The following is a 20,286-nucleotide window of genomic DNA, read 5'->3' on the forward strand; positions in this document are numbered from 1 at the left end:
AGGAATGTATTTACTCATGATAGTTCTCCTCCTACTGCTGTCAGAGCACGACTATGAGCATAACACAATAATGTGAAAGATTAAATGCCACTTGTGCATAAGAGAATTCTACTGCATAAGGGGAGGGTGGAATTAAACATTTCAATTTTTAGGATGACTTTCCGGGTCTGTTTTCCTTGACAGATACAGGGAAAGCAGATATAATGAATAGGTAGTTTGTTGAGTAGTGCAGATTTAGATATTCAACATAGAATGAAGTAGATACTATAAATGTAAGGGAGAATGATCATGGGCAATAATATTTTAATCGTAGATGATGCTGCCTTCATGCGTATGATGGTTAAGGATATCTTGACAAAAGGTGGTTATAATGTAGTAGGGGAAGCAGAAAATGGTGTCGTAGCAGTACAGAAGTATGCGGAGTTAAAACCGGATTTAGTTACGCTTGATATCACAATGCCGGAGATGGATGGTATTCAGGCATTGAAGAAGATCAAAGAGGCTGACGCAGGTGCTAATGTTATTATGTGCTCTGCAATGGGACAGCAGGCAATGGTAATTGAAGCAATTCAGAATGGTGCGAAGGACTTTATTGTTAAACCATTTCAGGCAGATCGTGTATTAGAGGCAGTTAAGAAAGTAATTGGCTAAAGGATACATACGTGGAGGCAATGGGTACATTGCCTCTATTTTTTCTACAAAAAATTAAATACTACACTTGACAGTCCGGTATTTATGGATGTCGGGGGAATGGAGAATTATTATGGCAACAAATCCAGTTATTACGATGAAAACGACAGCAGGAACGATCACGGCAGAGTTATATCCGGAGGTTGCTCCGATCACAGTCAACAATTTTATCTCTTTGATCAATAAGGGATTTTACAATGGATTGATCTTCCATCGTGTAATCAATGGCTTTATGATCCAGGGTGGAGATCCGGATGGTATTGGAACCGGTGGACCGGGATACCATATCCGCGGTGAGTTTGCACAGAACGGTTATGAGAATAACTTGAAGCATACAGCAGGAGTGCTTTCCATGGCTCGTTCCATGATGCCAAACTCAGCAGGATCCCAGTTCTTTATCATGCATAAAGATGCACCTCATTTGGACGGTGCCTATGCAGCTTTTGGTAAAGTGACCGAGGGACAGGATGTTGTTGATGCGATCGCTACAGTAGCTACGGATGCTGGCGACAGACCGGTAGAGCCACAGATGATCATCGAAGTGACCGTTGATACTTTCGGCGTGGATTATCCGGAGCCGGAGAAATGCAACTAATAATAGTCGGATAAATGAGAAAGGATTGCTGCAGGCAGTTATGTGCTGCAGCAGTCCTTTTTTATTTTATCGGAAACTTCTCGTTTCCGATAAAGTAAAAAACGCTCCGCGAGGATGCGCATCTCGCGGAGAAGAAGTTAGCTGTAAACAGCACCGCTCGAGCGCGAAAGAGTCGCAAGCGACTCTTTGTTCCATTATAGGACACTTTTCGCTTTCCATAACACAAAAAGGACTGCGAGAATGTTTTCTAATTGTGTTGCTTCTGTTCACAGAATTTTGACATTAATTTGCTATACTATCGCACAAGGAATAAGATACCTTTAGTAAGGTGTCTAAATTGTAGGAGGAAAGAACAGTGATTGAAGTTAAAAATCTGGTCAAGAAATATGGTGATCACGCTGCTGTAGATGATCTTTCGTTTACGGTTGAGACAGGTAAAGTCATCGGTTTTCTGGGACCAAACGGTGCAGGAAAATCAACGACGATGAATATTATTACCGGATATATCGCACCGACATCCGGAGAGGTACTGGTAAATGGTATCGATGTGAATGAGGAACCGGAGAAGGCAAAGAAACATATTGGTTATCTGCCGGAGATACCACCGCTTTATCCGGATCTGCGGGTTAGAGAATATTTAACCTTTGTAGCAGAGTTAAAGAAGGTCGAAAGAGCAAAAAGAGATGTAACGGTACACAAAATCATGGGACGTACCGGTACATTGGATGTTTCGGAACGTCTGATCAAGAATCTGTCCAAAGGATATAAACAAAGAGTAGGTCTTGCAGCAGCAATGCTTGGTGATCCGGAAATTTTGATCTTAGATGAGCCAACCGTTGGTCTGGATCCAAAGCAGATCATTGAGATGAGAGAGCTGATACGAGATCTAAGTCATCACCATACAATTTTGTTGAGTTCACATATCATGCAGGAGATTTCTGCAGTGTGCGATGAGATCATTGTTATTAATGAAGGTCATATGATCGCCAAGGATACACCGGATAATCTTACACGTGAAATGGTCGAAAAGAACGGTATTCATTTGGTGGCAAAAGGAACCAAAGATAAGATTAAGACGGCACTTCGTACTGTTCCGGGCATTCGTGATGTCAAATACGACACCAAGAATGAGGAGGGAACGTTAGGTCTTACCTTGTATATGACTCCGGGTGCAGAAATTAGAGAAGATATATTCTATGCAATGGTTAAAGCGGATTGCCCAATCTATGAGCTGCATCCTTTGGCTGCATCTTTGGAAGATGCGTTCTTGGCTTTGACACGAGGTGGTTCCAGACAGTATGGCGGCAAAAAAACGAAAAAGCAGGCTGCCAAAGCAGAAGAAACTGCACAGGAAGCACAAACGCAGACAGTCGAAAGTGCATCTGCGACACAAGAGCAGCAAAAGGAGGAAGAATAGATGTTTGCCATAATAAAAAAAGAATTAAAACAGTATTTTTATTCAATGGTCGGATTTGTGTTTCTTGCATTCTTTCTGGCTATTGTGGGATTGTATACCTGGGCGGGCAATTTAAGCCAGGGAATTGGTAACTTTGAAATGACTTTGGGAAATATGACATTTATTTTTGTGATCTTAATCCCGATATTGACAATGCGTATTGTTGCGGAAGAAAAGAAACAAAAGACGGATCAGTTATTATATACATCACCGATTTCTTTAACTAAAGTAATCCTTGGAAAATATATTGCGGTTATGATCTTGTTTACGATTGCCATTTTAGTGATCGCACTGTATCCATTATTGATCCATATGTATGGTCAGGATGTCAGACTGTCTTTAGCATACAGCAGTTTGATCGGTTTTTATCTGTTAGGTGCAGCAAACATTGCTGTTGGCTTGTTTATCTCTTCCTTGACAGAAAGTCAGGTGATCGCAGCGGTTGTGTCATTTATTGTATTGCTTCTTAGCAACATGCTTACAAGTATTGCAAGCATGCTTCCTACGGACGCGCTCTCCCAGGCACTGATCTTAACAGTTGCGTGGATCGTGGTTTGTGTTATCGCATATAACATGATGAAAAATATTACGGTTGCTGCGATCTTAGCGGTGATCGGTGAAGTAGTTGTATGGGGAATTTATATTGCAAAATCTGCAGTATATGAGAACCTTTTATCTAAGGTTGCAGATGCTTTTGCGATTACGAGCCGTTACTCGGATTTTGAACTGGGTATTTTGAAATATGATGCCATTGTTTATTACATCAGCGTATCATTTTTGTTCGTATTCTTGACCGTACAGATCATCAAAAAGAAGAGATTTAACTAAGAAGGAGGTTTCGAATCGTGAGTATAGAAAATAACGAAAATAAGGAAGCCGCAACAACGGAGACAACAACCCCAAAAGCTCCCAAGAAAAGTGGTAGTATTAAGAAGTCTTTTCAGACGGGACAGTTTAAGTCGGGTGCCTATAGTTCGGTAGTTACAGTATTAGTCATTGCACTTGTGATCGTGTTAAATCTGGTTGTTGGAAAGCTGGATTTGTCCACCGATTTAAGCAAGGGCAATCTGTTTACGCTTTCCAAAGAGACGAAAAAGATCTTAAAGAACAGCCGGAAAGATATCACGTTTTATTATATGGTATCCAGTGGCAGCGAAAATGAATATATCGAAAATGTGTTGAAGCAGTACAAAAAAGCTTCCAAACATATTTCGATTAAGAAAGTTGACCCGGTAGCTAATCCGGCGTTTGCTTCGAAGTATGACATTACAGACGATGTATCTTCCAATGACGTTATTGTCGCAGTAGATGCCGACAAGACAGCTAAATTGGTAAGTGGATCGGAAATGTATTATACGGAGCAGGATAATTCCGGCTCTTATAGCAGCAGTTCTAATTCAAACTACTATTTAGATGCGGAGGGGCAGCTCACCTCAGCAATTCAGAATGTTTTATCCGGCAGTACAACAAAAATGTATGTCGCAACCGGTCATTCAGAGGTGGCTTTGCCGGATACGTTGACAAAGGCATTTGCCAAGATGAATGTGGAGACGGCAGATTTAGAGTTATTGACTGCCGAAAAGATTCCGGACGACTGTAATATTTTGATGATCAATGGCCCGACATCAGATCTGGCGGATAATGAGAAGAAGATCGTTCTTGATTATCTGAAAGCCGGTGGTAATGCCATTATCAACCTGAGTTATACAACAGAGAAAATGACAAATCTGGAAGAAGTATTAGAGTATTATGGCATTCAGAGCAAGCAGGGGATTATTTGCGAGACCTCCGGTAAGTATTATTACTATCCAAACTTTATTGTACCGGAACTGGGAACAGATGCTTCCGAGATGCTAGGTGATCTGCAGGGATATATTATCATGCCAAATGCGGTAGGTATGAATGTTATGTCTGAGATCCGTAGTTCTTTGACAATGAAACAGTTGCTTAAAACATCAGATAGTTCTTATTTGAAAGTGGATCCGTCTAGTGGAAGCTCCGAGAAGGAAAATGGAGATGTAGCGGGACCATTCTACGCAGGAATTTCTGCAACAGAGAAGTTAGACAATGATAAGGAAACGAAAATTGTGGCATATGCATCTGCCTCTACATTTGATGAGAAATATGCTTCCAGTGGCCAGCTAGAGAATACATCTTTGCTGAAATCAGCGGTTAATTCGATGCTTACTACGAAAGAAGATAAAGTTGCAATTGATGCCAAGAGTCTTGGAGTATCCAGTGTGAGCCTTACTCCTGTAATGCAATTAGTATGGGCTGCTGTGTTGATCATATTGCTTCCACTTGCATGCCTGCTTTGTGGTTTTGTAATATGGATGATGCGTCGAAAAAAATAATACGTAAAATATCAAAGAAATGAGTGATTATTGTGTCAAAAAAGAAAAAACAAACAATGACCATCGTGATCCTTTGTGTCCTTCTGGTGGCGGCAGGAATTGGGTACTATGGAGCCGGAGTACATCAAAAAAAGAAGGCTGCCAAAGAAGCGGCACAAGAAGATAAAGAGATCACGTTATATTCGTTGAAGGCGGATAATCTGGTAAGCATGCATGTGGTGTCCGACAAAGCGGACATGACTTATACCAAAGAAAACGGTGTGTGGAAAGATGCTAAGGATAACCAATATCCGATCGATCAGGAGAAGATCAACGATATCTTAGATGATGTAGCCGAGGTCAAAGCATCGAAACTGGTAGTTACGGATCCGGAGGATATTTCACAGTATCAGCTGGATAAACCTTCCTATCAGATCGAGCTGAAAGACAGAGCCGGAACGACAAAAACGCTGACGATCGGTATGGAATCGGTTGCTGCAGAAGGATATTATGCATATTGTGGGAATAAAAACAAAATATATGCAATACCATCTAATATAACTGATAGCCTGAGTTATACGAAACAGGAGATGATGGAGTTGCCGGAGCAGCCGGATATCAATGCTTCTTATGTAACTGCGTTTAAGGTTACGCCATCTAAGGGAGAGACTTTCGAGGCAGTTTACAACAAGAATCGTGCGCAGTATAAGGATTACGAAGGCTGGGATATTACACCGGTATATGGTAAGACGATGCCGGGAAGCACCAGTGTACTTCAGAATCAGTTTAGCGGTTTGGCAAGCCTTTCTTGCAAAGATGGTGTGACTTACAAAGCGACATCTTCTGACAAGAAAAAATATGGATTGGATAAACCATCATATGTTGTTGATGTGTCCTACTATACCGTAGAGGGTGACTCGACCGATCAAAACAGCACGACGGATAAAAGCAAGCAGAAAAAGACCGATCATGTTTATCAGTTTTCGGTTGGCAAAAAAGACAAAAGCGGCGATAATTATTACGTGAGTATTCAGGGAGAAAAAGGTATTTATCGTATGTCTGCTGAGACAATTGATGGAATTGTTGCGGTGACACCGATGAATATGTTGTGTAATACGCCGCATAAAACAAATGTGGATACATTGCAAGAGATCACGTTGACCCAGAATGGAAAGACGCATAAGATCGTAATGACCAAAAAAGAGGTGAAAAATGCGATCTCTGAGGACAATAGCAAAGTATATGATTACTATGTTAAATTAGATGGCAAATCGGTAGATCAGGAAACATTCCGAACAACCTATCAAACCGTCTTTGGAAATCTTGTTTATCGCCGTCCGATTTCCGATAAACAAAAGGTTACCGGGAATAAGTCGGTGGGAACGATCACGATCAAAACAGATGATCGTACATTGAAACTGGAATTTTTGCCGTACGATGGTGTGAATTTTTATCGGATCAAAGTGGATGGACAATGTCATTTCCTCGTTGATAAAAATGTGGCAGACAAAGTTTTTGAAAAATTGTTAGCTTCAAAGTAATGAGCCAAAGCAGCAGATTGCAGCAAAGAAAATTGCAGCATGGGAAGGAAATGGTTATTGCAGTGAAAAAATCATCGAAAAAAGTGATCTTGGCTGTTGTTATTGTGTTAGGAATATTGGTGCTGGATGCTTGGCGTTCCGGCAAGATCAAGTGGTATACGCTAGATGAGCAGGAGATGTCACAGACGGCATCTGACACCAAATCAGTGAAAATAACAAAACAAACTTCTTCCCGGCAGAAAAAACAAAAGAAGGTACGTGTACTGCTGTCCACAACAGGTTTTACGTCACTCTATCACGATAAGGTGTGCGTAAGCGGGACGAAAGGGCTGCAGGTACGTAAAGGAAACCACAAGGTAACCTATTCCGCAAAGGAACAGGTTACCTTTTTGGTGAAAGAAGATGGAAAAGATTCAAGGGATAAGATCACGATCCAGCCAAAAGACGGTGGCAAGATCACAGTGCATTCGATCAAACGACAGAATAGGACACCATCCTATCGTGGAGAGATCACACTGTTGCCGAAAAAAAACGGTTTTCTGGTCAGAAACAGTCTGCCGTTAGAACAATATTTGTATGCGGTGGTGCCAAGTGAATTATCAACTTCGAATGGAATGGAGCGTTACGTGCACAGGCGGTTTGCGCCAGAACGTATGCTAACAATCAGATCGCGGCACACCGCTACAAAAAATATCATGCAGATCTAGAGGATAGTACAGCGTGTCAGGTATATAACAATATTCCGGAAGATAAACAATCGAAAAAAGCGGTGGACACGACGAAAGACCAAGTGCTTACCAGTGATGGAAAGCGTATACAGACATACTATTATTCTACTTCGTGGGGGAAGAGCGCGAGTGGAAAAGAAGTGTGGGAAACTGATCGGGAAGTAGATTATTTACAAAGTTGTATGCAGCAGGATGGTGGAAAGAATAAAACATTGCGGTTGTCTGAGGAAAAACAGTTTCGAGAATTTATTGCGAAAAAAACGGATGCAGCATACGACAAAGATTCAAAATGGTACCGTTGGTGGATACGGATCAATGCAAAACAATTGAGCGCATCGATCGACAATGCATTACAACAATGCTATGCGACGGATCCGAATAAGATACTTATGCAGAGGCAGGACGGCACCTACCATAGCGCAGCATTATCGTCTGTTGGAACGGTTCGCGGGATCCGCGTAGAAAAGAGAGGGGAAAGTGGAATCGTCACAAAGCTGGTCGTGATCGGTTCAAAATCAGTCGTCTTAGTATGTAGTCAATATAATATTCGCAAGGTGCTTGCAGCCGGACAGCAGATCACTGCACATTTGACAAAAGGAACGGCAAAGCTGTCGCTGCTTCCCAGCGCAGCGTTTTATATAGACACGATAAAAGAAAAGGGTGAAACGATATTTGAATTGCACGGTGGCGGGTTTGGTCACGGGACCGGGATGAGCCAGACCGGTGCAGCGGTAATGGCGCAAAAAGGAAAAAATTACAGGCAGATCCTATCTTTTTATTTTGATGGGTGTGAACTGTCAGCCAAGTGATTCAAAATGCCGCCTAAAAACAGTAAATACATACATGCGTAAAGCCATACCATCAACAGTGCGATCGTGGTCATTGTGCCATAAAAATAACTGTAGTTGGAAAAATGATCTACATAGTAAGAGTAGATATAGGAAAAAATGATCCATCCTGCGGTTGTAAAAAGAGCGCCGGGTATCTGCTTTAGAAGAGACGTTTTGTGATTGGGAACAAAGTAGTACAGGATCACAAAAAATAAAAACACCACGACAAATCCAACAATGGGGCGAATGCTGATGATCGTGAGAAATTTTGATTGCAGCAGAGGAAAAATATGGCAGAGGTGGTAATATAATGTGTTGCCAAATACTAATATTGTTAAGACAGCGACAAAAAGAATGGCAAATAAAAAAGTATAAAAGAAAGCAAGCAGTCTCACCAACAGAAAGGGACGGCTTTCTTTGATCTCATACACATCGTTGATGCCGCGGATCAACACTAAAAAAGATTTGGAACCAAGCCATACAGCTGTGATTGCGGAAAGTGGAAGTAATGTTTTGGTATTTGGGTTATAAATCTGGCCGATCAGACTGGAAATGGTTTCGCCAAAGGAAAGCGGAAATATCATTTGAATGATATTTGCAAGATTACTTTCCGTGATCGGAGTGAAGCGAAGCAGAGAAAGCAAAAACATGGTAAACGGTAAAAAGGATAGCATCATAAAAAATGCGGCAGCTCCTGCGTGAGAGGAAACGCTGGCGTTTCGTGCTTTATCAGCAACTCGCTGATAAAGGGAATATCCCGGAAGTGCTTTTAATCTGTTTTGGATCATAGGAATCCTCCATTTTCACAATTTTAAGGTGTTTACAGAGTGGTAAATAGTATTATCTCAAACTCCAAGTCCACCTCAACAATCTCTAAGGTAAGTGTTTACAGAGTGGTAAATAGTATTATCTCAGACTTCACACATTCGGAGTTTGAGATATTGATCGATACCATCTTATAGTATAATATGCGAGAGTTGTTTTGACTAGTTCTAAAACATCGCTATAGCAGGCAAGAAAAAATTGTGTTACACTGTAGCACAGCATAAAATAAAGGAGGAAATGCACTATGCATACATTTCAAAAAAAAGACAAGACAGTATTAACAATGAATCCGTTTGATAAGATCGGCAAGCAATGGATGCTGATCACATCCGGAGATGAGGATAAGGCCAATACAATGACAGCCTCATGGGGTGGTGTTGGCGTACTGTGGGGAAGTGATGTGGTTTATATTTTTGTTCGTCAGTCACGTTATACCAAAGAATTCATTGACAAAACAGGACACTTTTCTATCAGCTTTTTGGGAGAAGAATACCGCAAGGCATTACAGCATTTGGGAACGGTATCCGGCAGAGATGGGGATAAGATCAGCGAAGCTGGTGTTTCTGTTGCTTATGAGAATGGGATACCATATATTGATGAAGCGGAACTGGTGCTTACCTGTACAGCACTCTCTGCAACAGATATTACTATGGATCAGATGTTGGATGCAGAAATTGAGCCAAAATGGTATGCGGATGGCGATCTTCATACGATGTATGTTGGGAAGATTGAAGAGATATTAGTCCGTTAAGATCGAACGTGATAATTTATATACAGAATGCCATATATTTGCCTTGTATATATAGTATTTAATAATTACCGGAAGTAAAAACAATAAGCCGCCTTACCGATCATGATCTGGTTGTCATTTGCAGAAGTTTAGGGCTTAGAATTACTGGTCAGGGATAGTCCTGAAATGTTGACAAATGAAAAGTCGCGTGCTAGTATTGTTTCTGGTGGCAGATCTGGGATCTGCCGACAATTTTATCTTTTATTTTAATGTGAGGAGGACACGTTATGAGATTCGCAAAAGTACCAAAGAGAGTATTATCACTCTCCATGGCTGCTGCAGTAGCAGCAACAACAGTAGCAGTACCAGTTGTATCACAGAAGGCAGATGCAGCAAGCAAGTATTCCGCATATCTTTGCTTCGCATCAAAGAGTTTCAACGGTGTTGCAGCTAACCATAATGAATCAAACCGCGCTAAGGGCGTATTTAATGGCGCAAAGGGCAATAAGAAGATTGCCGGTATTAAGGTTAAGAATGCTACATTCAAGAAAGGTAAATTCAAATTTACCGTATCTGTATCCGGTAAGAAATTAAAGAAGTTTGCTAAGGATAAGGGCTGGAATTCAATCTATGTTGATACATCTCTTGCAGGAGCTAAGAAGAAAAAACTTTCTGTTTCTAAGGTTACATTGAAGATGGATGGAAAGACAGTTAAGACAATTAAGAAACCTGTACTTACTCCGGATCCGGGCAAGAAGGATAAGTTCACTCAGATCATGGTTGTAAATACTTGGAACTCTAATGCTAATAAGAAATGTGCAGCAAAAAGCATCAAGAAAATGCCTAAGAAGAGCATGACAGTTACTGTAACAGGTAAGCTTAAATAATTCTTATCATTAGGAAATATAAGGCGGTCGATTGATGATCTATCATGGTACGTCTGTAAATGAATGTATGAGAGAACCGGTACCTATTCGTACCGGTTCTTTTCTAAGCAAAGAGAAAATATGGGGGACATATGGAAGACTACGGAAAGTTTTTGGAGATGGTCAATGAGATCAAAAATATTGCAGTAACACAGGGTGGGAAATTAACCAAAGAAGAGATTTTGAGTTATTTGGGAGATATGCAGCTTTCCGAGGAACAGTTGCAGGCATTGTACCAGTATCTTGGAGCACATGCTATAGAAATTGAGAATTATGAATATAAGCCGGATAAAGACATGCTTCGTGCTATGACAGAGAATGAGCCTGAAGAACAGCAGGAGGAGGTACTTTCCGGAGAAGATAAAGAAGATCGTTCCGAGAGAAATCGCAGACTCTATCGTGAGGAATTGGATGCCTGGAATGATTATAATGATACAGTTACGGAAGAGGAGATCGTTCGCTTTTTGCAGGGAGAACGTGCATTGCGTGACCGTATTATCGAGAGCAGACTGCATCGGGTGACGGAGATGACGAAAGAGTATCGCAAAAGAGAGGCACCGGTGGAAGAATTGATCGCAGAGGGCAATCTCGGATTATTAGAAGGAATGCTTGTGATCGAGGAGAATACAGAACGCTATCTGTTGGAAAATGGCAAAGCAGATCTTGCTGCATTTTGGGGGACGTTAGAGTTAGAGGCAAAGTTGGCAATGGAGCGTTATATTGATGAAGAACTGCATAATAAAGACCAGGAAAGTGCAATGCTTGCCAAGACAAATCTTCTGCATGAGGCAACCAAATATCTTGCTGAGGAGAATGGCAAGATTCCGACGGTACAGGAATTATCCTCGTATACACACATTTTGGAGGAGGAGATACTTCAGATCATGGGATTGTCGGAAGACACTAAGAGAGTGGCTGTAATGCCGGAACCACAGCCGGAGCAAATGGATGCAGAGAATGGCGACACGATCATTAATAATGATATCGGCCGGATTCTTCGTGGCAGAGGAAGAAATCAGTGAAAGAAATTGTAAAACCGTTAATGCAGTGGTATGCAAAACATGCAAGAACACTGCCATGGCGAAGTGACCCAACACCGTATCATGTATGGTTGTCAGAGATCATGCTGCAGCAGACGAGAGTGGAGGCTGTGATAGGGTATTATGATCGATTCCTTGAGGAATTGCCGAATGTGCAGAGCCTTGCTGCCGTCTCGGAAGAACGTTTGCTTAAATTGTGGGAAGGACTAGGCTACTATAATCGAGCCAGAAATCTCCAAAAAGCGGCGGTGCAGATATGTGAACAGTATCAGGGAAAGTTTCCGGAAAGTTATGAAGAATGGCTTGCGTTGCCGGGAATCGGTGCATATACTGCAGGAGCCGTCACATCGATAGCTTTCGGGAAAAAGGAGGCAGCGGTGGATGGCAATGTGTACCGCATTTACACCAGATTGTATGCGGATGATACAGAGATCAGCAAAACAGCATTTCAACGGAATGTACGGGAAACCGTCAAAGAGGCATTGCCGGAGGAGGCAGGCCGATTCAATCAGGCGTTAATGGATCTCGGTGCTTTGATCTGTATTCCAAATGGAGAACCACATTGTTCTGTGTGTCCGGTAGCGGAGTTTTGTAAGGCGAGAAAGCAGGGGACGATGCAATGTTATCCGGTGAAGAAGACCAAGAAAGAACGAAAACTTGAACAACGCACGATTTTTGTGATCGAGTGTCAGGGAAAATATATGATCCGTAAACGGCCGGAGAAAGGGCTTCTTGCGGGAATGTGGGAGTTGCCCGGACAGGAACAGCACATGTCTTTAGAAGAGATTCGGGATTGGACAGCAGAGTGGGATCTGAGCGGCGACATTCAATTGCTAGGCAGGGCAAAGCATATTTTTAGTCATGTGGAATGGCACATGTTGGGGTATGGAATCCATTTGCGGGACATCCCGGAGCAACTTCGATCGCAGGGAATATTCTGTGATGCGCAGACACTACGGGAACAGTACAGTATCCCGACGGCATTTGCCTACTATCTGCAGTCTCTTTGACACAATAAGCAATATGCGGATCGATCAGCATCTTTCGGTATGGAAAGTTTTAGCAAAGTGTTTTCTCAGGAGAAATATATACTCCTGTACGTATATTTGTACACTACAAGAGTAGTGCTTAGAAAAAAGAGAAGTTCCACAATATTTAGTGATTTCTGAAGAATAATCACAATATATTGTGGACTTTTTTGCGCCCTGGTGCTATAATACTCAAGTGTTGCATTTACGAAATAACGGTGTCATCTGTATGGGACAAGCGTTCGATGACCCGAAATTATAATAGTGGCTTAAATAATGAAAAAATGGAGGAGAAGGATGAAGGTTACAAAACGAGATGGGCGAGTTGTGGACTATGATAGAAATAAGATCATAGTTGCGATCCAAAAGGCAAATGCGGAGGTTGACCGATACGAACAGGTATCTGAGGAAAAGATCGATGCGATCGTTGCCGGAATTGAAAATAAGCATGTGGATAATCTGCAGGTGGAAGATATTCAGGACATGATCGAGCAGAAACTTATGAGTGAACATAAATATGCACTCGCCAAGAAGTATATTATTTATCGTTATACACGCGAAATGGTACGTCGTGCGAATACGACAGATGATTCTATTATGAGTCTGATCCAAAACAGCAACAAAGATGTTATGGAAGAGAATTCTAACAAAAACGCTTATATTGCCTCAACCCAGCGTGATCTGATCGCAGGAGAGGTGTCGAAGGATCTGACCAAGAGAGTGCTGCTTCCGGAGAAGATCGTGAAAGCTCATGAAGATGGTGTATTGCATTTTCATGATATGGACTATTATCTGCAAAGTATTTTTAACTGTTGCCTGATCAATATTGGCGATATGTTTGAACATGGAACAGTGATGAATGGCAAGCTGATCGAGAGCCCGAAGAGCTTTCAGGTGGCTTGTACGGTCATGACGCAGATCATTTCTGCTGTTGCGAGCAGCCAATATGGCGGACAATCTGTTGATGTGCGTCATTTGGGTAAATATCTGCGGATGACGCGTGAAAAGTATGAGAGACATTACGAGGAAAAATATGGAGATAAAGTGCCTGCAGAGGTGCGTAAGGCGTTTGCAGATGATCGAATTGCAGATGAGTTAAGATCCGGTGTGCAGACGATACAATATCAGATCAACACATTGATGACAACGAATGGTCAGTCGCCGTTTGTAACACTGTTTTTGAATTTGGACAAGGATGATCCATACATTGCAGAAAATGCGATGATCATTGAGGAAATCCTGAATCAACGTATCGAAGGGATCAAAAACGAGAAAGGTGTCTATGTGACACCGGCATTTCCAAAGCTGATCTATGTATTGGATGAGCATAACTGCCTGCGAGGCGGTAAATATGATTACCTGACTCGCTTGGCAGTGAAATGTTCTGCAAAGCGTATGTACCCGGATTATATTTCAGCAAAAAAAATGCGTGAAAATTATGAGGGTAATGTTTTTTCCTGCATGGGATGCCGCAGCTTTTTAACACCTTGGAAAGATGAGAATGGAAATTATAAATTTGAGGGAAGATTTAATCAGGGTGTTGTCAGCTTGAATCTTCCGCAGATCGGTATTTTAGCTGAGGGTGATGAGGAAAAATTCTGGTCACTCCTAGAGGAACGTTTGGCACTTTGCTTTGAGGCACTGATGTGTCGTCACCATGCACTGGAGGGGACTTTGTCAAATGTAAGTCCGATCCACTGGCAGTATGGTGCAATCGCAAGATTAAAGCCGGGTGAGACGATCGATAAACTGCTTCATAATGGCTATTCTACGATTTCATTGGGATATATTGGTTTATATGAAGTGACAAAACTTATGACAGGTGTCAGCCACACAGATCCGAAAGGAACGGATTTCGCATTGCGTCTGATGAAACGTTTGCGTTTGGCTTGCGATACTTGGAAGTTAGAAACCGGTATCGGTTTTGGACTGTATGGAACACCGGCAGAAAGTTTGTGTTATCGTTTTGCTGAGATTGATAAGAAACGTTTTGGTGTGATTGCGGATGTTACAGATAAGGGTTATTATACCAACTCTTATCATGTGGATGTGCGCGAGAAAATTGATGCCTTTGAGAAGTTTACTTTTGAAAGTCAATTCCAAAATATTTCTTCCGGTGGTGCGATCTCTTATGTGGAGATTCCAAATATGCGGCATAATCTGGAGGCATTGGAAGATGTTGTTCGCTTTATCTACGATAACATTCAGTATGCGGAGTTCAATACGAAGTCGGATTATTGTCATGTGTGTGGATTTGATGGTGAGATCATCATTAACGATGATCTGGAGTGGGAATGCCCTCAGTGTCACAATAAGGACCGCAATCGTATGAATGTCACAAGAAGAACCTGTGGGTATTTAGGTGAGAACTTTTGGAATGTTGGTAAGACGAAAGAGATCAACGCCCGTGTGCTTCATTTATAAAAGCAACGGTAAGTTCGGTATAGAGACAGAGAATCTGCTCTATAATAGTAGAAAGGCATAGAAATTATGAATTATGCAGACATTAAGCATTGTGATGTAGCAAATGGACCGGGAGTCCGTGTTTCTCTGTTTGTGAGTGGATGTACGCACCATTGTAAAGAATGTTTTAATCCGGAGACATGGGATTTTGCCTATGGCAAGCCTTTTACGGAAGAAACGGTGAAACAGATTTTAGATTATTTGGCTCCGGAGTATATTAAGGGGCTGACGCTTTTGGGCGGCGAGCCGATGGAAAAGAGCAATCAGGAGGGACTGCTTCCGTTAGTGCGTGCAGTACGACAGAAGTATCCGGATAAAACAATATGGTGTTTTACCGGATATGACTTTGAAAAAGATATTTTAGGATATATGATGGAGGAGTGGGAGACGACCAAAGAACTGTTATCCTATTTTGATGTGATGGTCGATGGTGAATTTCAGATCGAGCATAAGGATCTGGGACTTGCCTTTAAGGGGTCATCTAACCAGCGTACCATTATGGTACAAGAATCACTGCAAAAGGGAAGATTGTGCATATGGCAGCCGCAATAATCGATAAAAATGCTTAAAAATCACAGAAAAAGGCGGCAAATACCAGTAAAATTTGAGAATATATAAAAATATCCTTGAAATTTATAGGTAAATTGAGTACAATAGGGGTTGGAATGCGGGTGACCGTGTTTCAGGTAACCTATGGTAGCTTGCCATGTGGACAAGTGTATGTGCATTGTTGCACGTTACAAGCACACATGACAAAATATAATAAAATTTTAGGAGGAATTTTAACATGGCAGTTAAAGTTGCAATCAATGGTTTTGGACGTATCGGACGTCTTGCATTCAGACAGATGTTTGGTGCAGAAGGTTATGAAGTAGTAGCAATCAACGATTTGACAAGCCCTAAGATGCTTGCTCATCTGTTGAAGTATGATTCTTCTCAGGGTAAGTATGAGAAGGCTGATACTGTATCCGCTGGCGAGGATTCTATCACAGTTGATGGTAAGGAAATCAAGATCTATGCTGAGGCTGATGCTTCAAATTGCCCATGGGGTGATCTTGGAGTTGACGTTGTACTTGAGTGTACAGGTTTCTACACATCTAAAGAGAAAGCTTCTGCTCATATCAAGGCAGGTGCTCGTAAGGTTGTTATCTCTGCACCGGCAGGAAATGATCTTCCTACAATCGTATATAATGTAAACCATAAGACATTAAAGGCAGAGGATACTGTAATTTCTGCAGCATCTTGTACAACAAACTGTCTTGCACCTATGGCTGATGCATTAAATAAATATGCTGCAATCCAGTCTGGTATTATGTGCACGATTCATGCATACACAGGTGATCAGATGACACTTGATGGTCCTCAGAGAAAGGGTGACCTCAGAAGATCTCGTGCAGCTGCAGTTAATATTGTTCCTAACAGCACTGGTGCTGCAAAGGCTATTGGTCTTGTAATCCCAGAGTTGAACGGTAAGCTCATCGGTTCTGCACAGCGTGTACCAACCCCTACAGGTTCTACAACAATCCTTACAGCAGTTGTTAAGGGTTCTGATGTAACAGTTGAGGGTATCAACGCAGCAATGAAGGCAGCTCAGACTGAGTCCTTCGGTTATAACGAGGATGAGATCGTATCTTCTGATATCGTTGGAATGAGATATGGTTCTTTATTCGATGCTACTCAGACAATGGTTAGCAAAGTTGCTGATGATTTATACGAGGTACAGGTTGTATCTTGGTATGACAATGAGAACTCTTACACATCTCAGATGGTAAGAACAATCAAATACTTCTCAGAGTTAGCATAATTACTCAAAGTAGTAAGAATTGTGATTACATTGTCTATAACGGACAATGTACGGATATGATCCATATACGGGTCCGGTCTTTTGGGACCGGATCCGTTTTTTTCTTTTAGAAAACAGATGATAGTTGCGTGCACGAATCATCGTCTGTTATGAAATGGTCTGTGCACAGAAATGAGGTTAATATGTTAAATAAAAAATCCGTTGATGATATCAATGTAAAAGGCAAAAAAGTATTAGTTCGCTGCGATTTTAACGTACCATTGGATGCTGACTTAAATATCACAGATGAGAACCGTCTTGTTGCAGCACTTCCTACCATCAAAAAACTGATTGCAGATGGCGGAAAGGTAATCCTTTGCTCCCACCTTGGTAAGCCGAAGGGAGAGCCAAAGCCAGAGCTTTCTTTGGCACCGGTTGCTAAGAGATTGACAGAGCTTCTTGGACAGGAAGTTAAATTTGCAGCAGATGCTAACGTCGTTGGTGACAACGCAAAGGCTGCAGTAGCTGCTATGAACGATGGTGATGTTATTCTTCTTGAGAATACTCGTTATCGTGCAGAAGAGACCAAGAACGGAGAGGCTTTCTCTAAGGAACTTGCTTCTCTTGCTGATGTATTTGTTAACGATGCATTCGGTACAGCTCATAGAGCACACTGCTCTAACGTAGGTGTTACAGAGTTCGTTAAGGGTGACTGCGTAGTAGGTTACCTGATGCAGAAAGAGATTGATTTCCTTGGAAATGCAGTTAACAATCCGGAGAGACCATTCGTAGCAATCCTTGGTGGTGCTAAGGTTTCTTCTAAGATTTCTGTTATTGAGAACCTGTTAGATAAGGTTGACACACTGATCATCGGTGGTGGTATGGCCTATACATTCATGGCTGCTCACGGTGAGGAAGTTGGTAAATCTCTTCTTGAGGAAGACTATGAAGAGTATGCATTGAAGATGGAGAAGAAGGCAGAGGAGAAAGGTGTTAAGCTTTTGATCCCTGTTGATACAGTAGTAGCTGATGATTTCTCTAACGATGCAAACTTCAAGGTAGTAGGTCGTGGCGAGATCCCAGCTGACATGGAAGGTCTTGATGTAGGACCTAAGACAGCAGAGCTTTTCGCAGATGCTATAAAGGGTGCTAAGACAGTTGTATGGAACGGACCTATGGGATGTTTCGAGATGCCTAACTTTGCAAAGGGTACAATCGCAGTAGCACAGGCAATGGCTGACTTAGAGGGTGCAACCACAATTATCGGTGGTGGTGACTCTGCAGCTGCATGCAACCAGTTAGGTTTCGGCGACAAGATGACACACATTTCTACAGGTGGTGGAGCATCTCTCGAGTTCTTAGAGGGTAAAGATCTTCCTGGTGTTGTTGCAGCAGACGATAAATAATAATAACTATTAGGGGGGATGGTCCTGCACTTGGTCAAAAGTGCAGGACGTCTCTTATTATTTGTTATAAGAAATGAGGGAAGTGTATGAAGAAAATTATTACTAGGGGCATTGCTGTATGCGTGGCATTGTCCATGGCATTTACAGGTGCATCTTTTGCGCCTGCAAAGGTAGAAGCAGCATCGTTAGCGTCTTCTGCTAAGGGAAGTGAGACGATGATCACGCTTGACAAGTGGTACAAGACCTCTTTGCCGCGTAGCAGTGAGTCTTTCTATTATTTTTCTTTAGCAAAGAAGACTAAAGTTCGTCTGAAGGCAGCCTATGATGCAGGATATTTTGAGATCTTAAATCAAAATTACAAGCTGGTGTATGCCGGCACATCGGATGAAAAGATGAATGGACCGCAAGACTGGACATTAACGAAAGATATTACTCTTAGTAATGGTACATACTATCTGCATTTGTATACGAAAGACCAGTATTCCGGAGATAAGATGAAGTTTATCTTATCGGATCGCACTGCGCCGGTGAAGCCTAAGGTAACGAAGGTGACAAAGCGCAAAGTCGTAAAGGGAAAGACAACGGCGGGAAGTACGGTTTATGTTAAATATCGAAAGAAGATATATTCCAAAAAGACAAATGCAAAAGGAAACTTTACGATTAAGACTAAGAAGATGAAAAAGGGAACCCGTATTACGGTATGGGCGAAGTCTAAGAATGGGATTAAGAGTAAAGTGACAAAGTATAAAGTAAAGTAAATGGGGATTTCTTTATGGATCGTAAAGATGGCACCCATAAGTAAATTGTTGTAGAAAGGAAATAGGATCATGGCAAGAAAGAGAATTATTGCAGGTAACTGGAAAATGAACAAAACTCCTAGTGAGGCAGTTGCTTTAGTAAACGAGTTAAAAGATTTAGTTAAGAACGATGCAGTAGATGTTGTCTATTGCGTACCGGCAATCGACATTGTACCGGTTGTAGAGGCTGTTAAGGGCACAAACGTAGCAGTTGGTGCTGAGAATATGTATTTCGAAGAGAGCGGCGCATACACAGGCGAAATCTCTGCAGCAATGTTAGTAGATGCTGGTGTTAAGTATGTGATTATTGGACATTCTGAGCGTCGTGATTACTTCAAAGAGGACGATGTTCTTTTGAATAAGAAAGTAAAGAAGGCATTTGAAGCTGGTTTGACACCGATCCTTTGCTGTGGTGAGTCTTTAGAGCAGCGCGAGATGGGCGTAACAATGGACTGGATCCGTCTTCAGATCAAGTCTGATCTTGCTGGAATCACAGCAGATCAGGTGAAGAGCATGGTGATCGCTTATGAGCCAATCTGGGCGATCGGAACTGGTAAGACAGCTACTTCTGATCAGGCACAGGAAGTTTGCAAGGGCATCCGTGACTGCATCGCTGAGATCTATGATGAAGCTACTGCAGAGGCAGTTCGCATTCAGTATGGTGGATCTATGAACGCAGGCAACGCAGCAGAGCTGCTTGCAAAACCAGACATTGATGGTGGTTTGATCGGTGGCGCATCATTGAAAGCTGAGTTCGGTCAGGTCGTTAATGCGTAATGCGATTTTGGCACTATATTTGTAGATGCGTAATACAACTATGGGATAGCGCTGTCTTTGCAGATGCATAATAAGTATGTAACCGTAATATATTGTTGAAATTTATATTAGCAATTCTTAAAAGAAGTTGTTGCATCCACGAGGAAACTCGTGGAGCAGCAACTTCTTTGCTTTATAAGATTAGGGTGTCAAAAGGTCTGAATTTTCCTGACGGGCTATTTTCTCGAATCTTTGACCACAATATCTATCAACGATGCGCCGCATCGCCTCAAGATATTGTAGCGCAAATCTTCAAAAAAATATCTCCGTCATGAAAATGGACTTTTGACACCCTAATC

Annotated in this window: 19 protein-coding genes; 18 read left to right on the top strand and 1 reads right to left on the bottom strand. The window is 41.8% G+C overall.

Annotation, left to right across the window (positions count from 1 at the left end; translation table 11 throughout):
- Positions 1-288 precede the first annotated feature (288 nt).
- The 8 genes from DW981_RS12165 to DW981_RS12200 all read left to right on the top strand — a co-directional run bounded on the left by DW981_RS12165 (position 289) and on the right by DW981_RS12200 (position 8,152).
- Positions 289-651 (top strand): response regulator, encoded by a 363-nt coding sequence (locus DW981_RS12165; RefSeq protein ID WP_022024552.1) that lies wholly within the window; start codon positions 289-291, stop codon positions 649-651.
- 112 nt (positions 652-763) lie between these two features.
- On the top strand, positions 764-1,285 hold the full coding sequence (locus DW981_RS12170) for a peptidylprolyl isomerase (RefSeq protein ID WP_022024551.1): 522 nt from the start codon (positions 764-766) through the stop codon (positions 1,283-1,285).
- A 355-nt stretch (positions 1,286-1,640) separates the two neighbouring features.
- Positions 1,641-2,702, top strand: coding sequence for an ABC transporter ATP-binding protein (locus DW981_RS12175; RefSeq protein WP_022024550.1), 1,062 nt, complete (start codon positions 1,641-1,643; stop codon positions 2,700-2,702).
- Positions 2,703-3,569, top strand: a complete 867-nt coding sequence (locus tag DW981_RS12180) for an ABC transporter permease (RefSeq protein ID WP_118507909.1) — start codon at positions 2,703-2,705, stop codon at positions 3,567-3,569.
- Positions 3,570-3,586: 17 nt separating this feature from the next.
- Positions 3,587-5,095 (top strand): GldG family protein, encoded by a 1,509-nt coding sequence (locus DW981_RS12185; RefSeq protein ID WP_182434267.1) that lies wholly within the window; start codon positions 3,587-3,589, stop codon positions 5,093-5,095.
- Between the two features lie 32 nt (positions 5,096-5,127).
- Positions 5,128-6,615, top strand: a complete 1,488-nt coding sequence (locus DW981_RS12190; RefSeq protein WP_147352645.1) for a DUF4340 domain-containing protein — start codon at positions 5,128-5,130, stop codon at positions 6,613-6,615.
- A gap of 50 nt (positions 6,616-6,665) precedes the next feature.
- Positions 6,666-7,322 (top strand): SpoIID/LytB domain-containing protein, encoded by a 657-nt coding sequence (locus DW981_RS12195; protein ID WP_147352646.1) that lies wholly within the window; start codon positions 6,666-6,668, stop codon positions 7,320-7,322.
- A complete protein-coding gene (locus DW981_RS12200; RefSeq protein ID WP_243034748.1) occupies positions 7,283-8,152 on the top strand; it encodes a SpoIID/LytB domain-containing protein in 870 nt (289 codons plus the stop codon). Before DW981_RS12195 ends, DW981_RS12200 begins: the two co-directional genes overlap by 40 nt.
- Here DW981_RS12200 and DW981_RS12205 read toward each other — a convergent pair.
- A complete protein-coding gene (locus tag DW981_RS12205) occupies positions 8,119-8,961 on the bottom strand; it encodes a YihY/virulence factor BrkB family protein (protein ID WP_118507914.1) in 843 nt (280 codons plus the stop codon). The two genes, DW981_RS12200 and DW981_RS12205, sit on opposite strands and share 34 nt — an antisense overlap.
- Positions 8,962-9,242: 281 nt before the next feature.
- On the opposite strand from DW981_RS12205, the gene DW981_RS12210 reads away from it, so the two are divergent.
- The 10 genes from DW981_RS12210 to tpiA all read left to right on the top strand — a co-directional run bounded on the left by DW981_RS12210 (position 9,243) and on the right by tpiA (position 19,948).
- Positions 9,243-9,749, top strand: coding sequence for a flavin reductase family protein (locus DW981_RS12210; protein ID WP_022024544.1), 507 nt, complete (start codon positions 9,243-9,245; stop codon positions 9,747-9,749).
- A 266-nt stretch (positions 9,750-10,015) separates the two neighbouring features.
- Positions 10,016-10,615, top strand: coding sequence for a hypothetical protein (locus DW981_RS12215; protein ID WP_118507915.1), 600 nt, complete (start codon positions 10,016-10,018; stop codon positions 10,613-10,615).
- 131 nt (positions 10,616-10,746) lie between these two features.
- Positions 10,747-11,676 (top strand): RNA polymerase sigma factor region1.1 domain-containing protein, encoded by a 930-nt coding sequence (locus DW981_RS12220; protein WP_118507916.1) that lies wholly within the window; start codon positions 10,747-10,749, stop codon positions 11,674-11,676.
- The gene (gene mutY / locus DW981_RS12225) at positions 11,673-12,704 is read left to right on the top strand and encodes an A/G-specific adenine glycosylase (RefSeq protein WP_243034747.1); all 1,032 of its coding nucleotides are present in this window, start codon (positions 11,673-11,675) and stop codon (positions 12,702-12,704) included. Before DW981_RS12220 ends, mutY begins: the two co-directional genes overlap by 4 nt.
- A gap of 315 nt (positions 12,705-13,019) precedes the next feature.
- Positions 13,020-15,146 carry an anaerobic ribonucleoside-triphosphate reductase gene (gene nrdD, locus DW981_RS12230; RefSeq protein ID WP_118507917.1) on the top strand — a complete coding sequence of 709 codons (2,127 nt, stop codon included), beginning with the start codon at positions 13,020-13,022 and terminating at the stop codon, positions 15,144-15,146.
- Positions 15,147-15,212: 66 nt separating this feature from the next.
- The gene (nrdG, locus tag DW981_RS12235; RefSeq protein WP_022024538.1) at positions 15,213-15,737 is read left to right on the top strand and encodes an anaerobic ribonucleoside-triphosphate reductase activating protein; all 525 of its coding nucleotides are present in this window, start codon (positions 15,213-15,215) and stop codon (positions 15,735-15,737) included.
- Positions 15,738-15,972: 235 nt separating this feature from the next.
- Positions 15,973-16,989, top strand: a complete 1,017-nt coding sequence (gap, locus tag DW981_RS12240; RefSeq protein WP_118507918.1) for a type I glyceraldehyde-3-phosphate dehydrogenase — start codon at positions 15,973-15,975, stop codon at positions 16,987-16,989.
- Between the two features lie 182 nt (positions 16,990-17,171).
- Positions 17,172-18,374, top strand: a complete 1,203-nt coding sequence (locus tag DW981_RS12245) for a phosphoglycerate kinase (RefSeq protein ID WP_022024536.1) — start codon at positions 17,172-17,174, stop codon at positions 18,372-18,374.
- A gap of 86 nt (positions 18,375-18,460) precedes the next feature.
- On the top strand, positions 18,461-19,132 hold the full coding sequence (locus DW981_RS12250; protein ID WP_022024535.1) for an Ig-like domain-containing protein: 672 nt from the start codon (positions 18,461-18,463) through the stop codon (positions 19,130-19,132).
- Positions 19,133-19,201: 69 nt separating this feature from the next.
- Positions 19,202-19,948 carry a triose-phosphate isomerase gene (gene tpiA / locus DW981_RS12255; RefSeq protein WP_118507919.1) on the top strand — a complete coding sequence of 249 codons (747 nt, stop codon included), beginning with the start codon at positions 19,202-19,204 and terminating at the stop codon, positions 19,946-19,948.
- Positions 19,949-20,286: the final 338 nt, after the last annotated feature.

The organism is Clostridium sp. AM49-4BH, from assembly GCF_003478335.1.
In the GTDB taxonomy this organism is placed as follows: Bacteria; Bacillota; Clostridia; order Lachnospirales; family Lachnospiraceae; genus Butyribacter.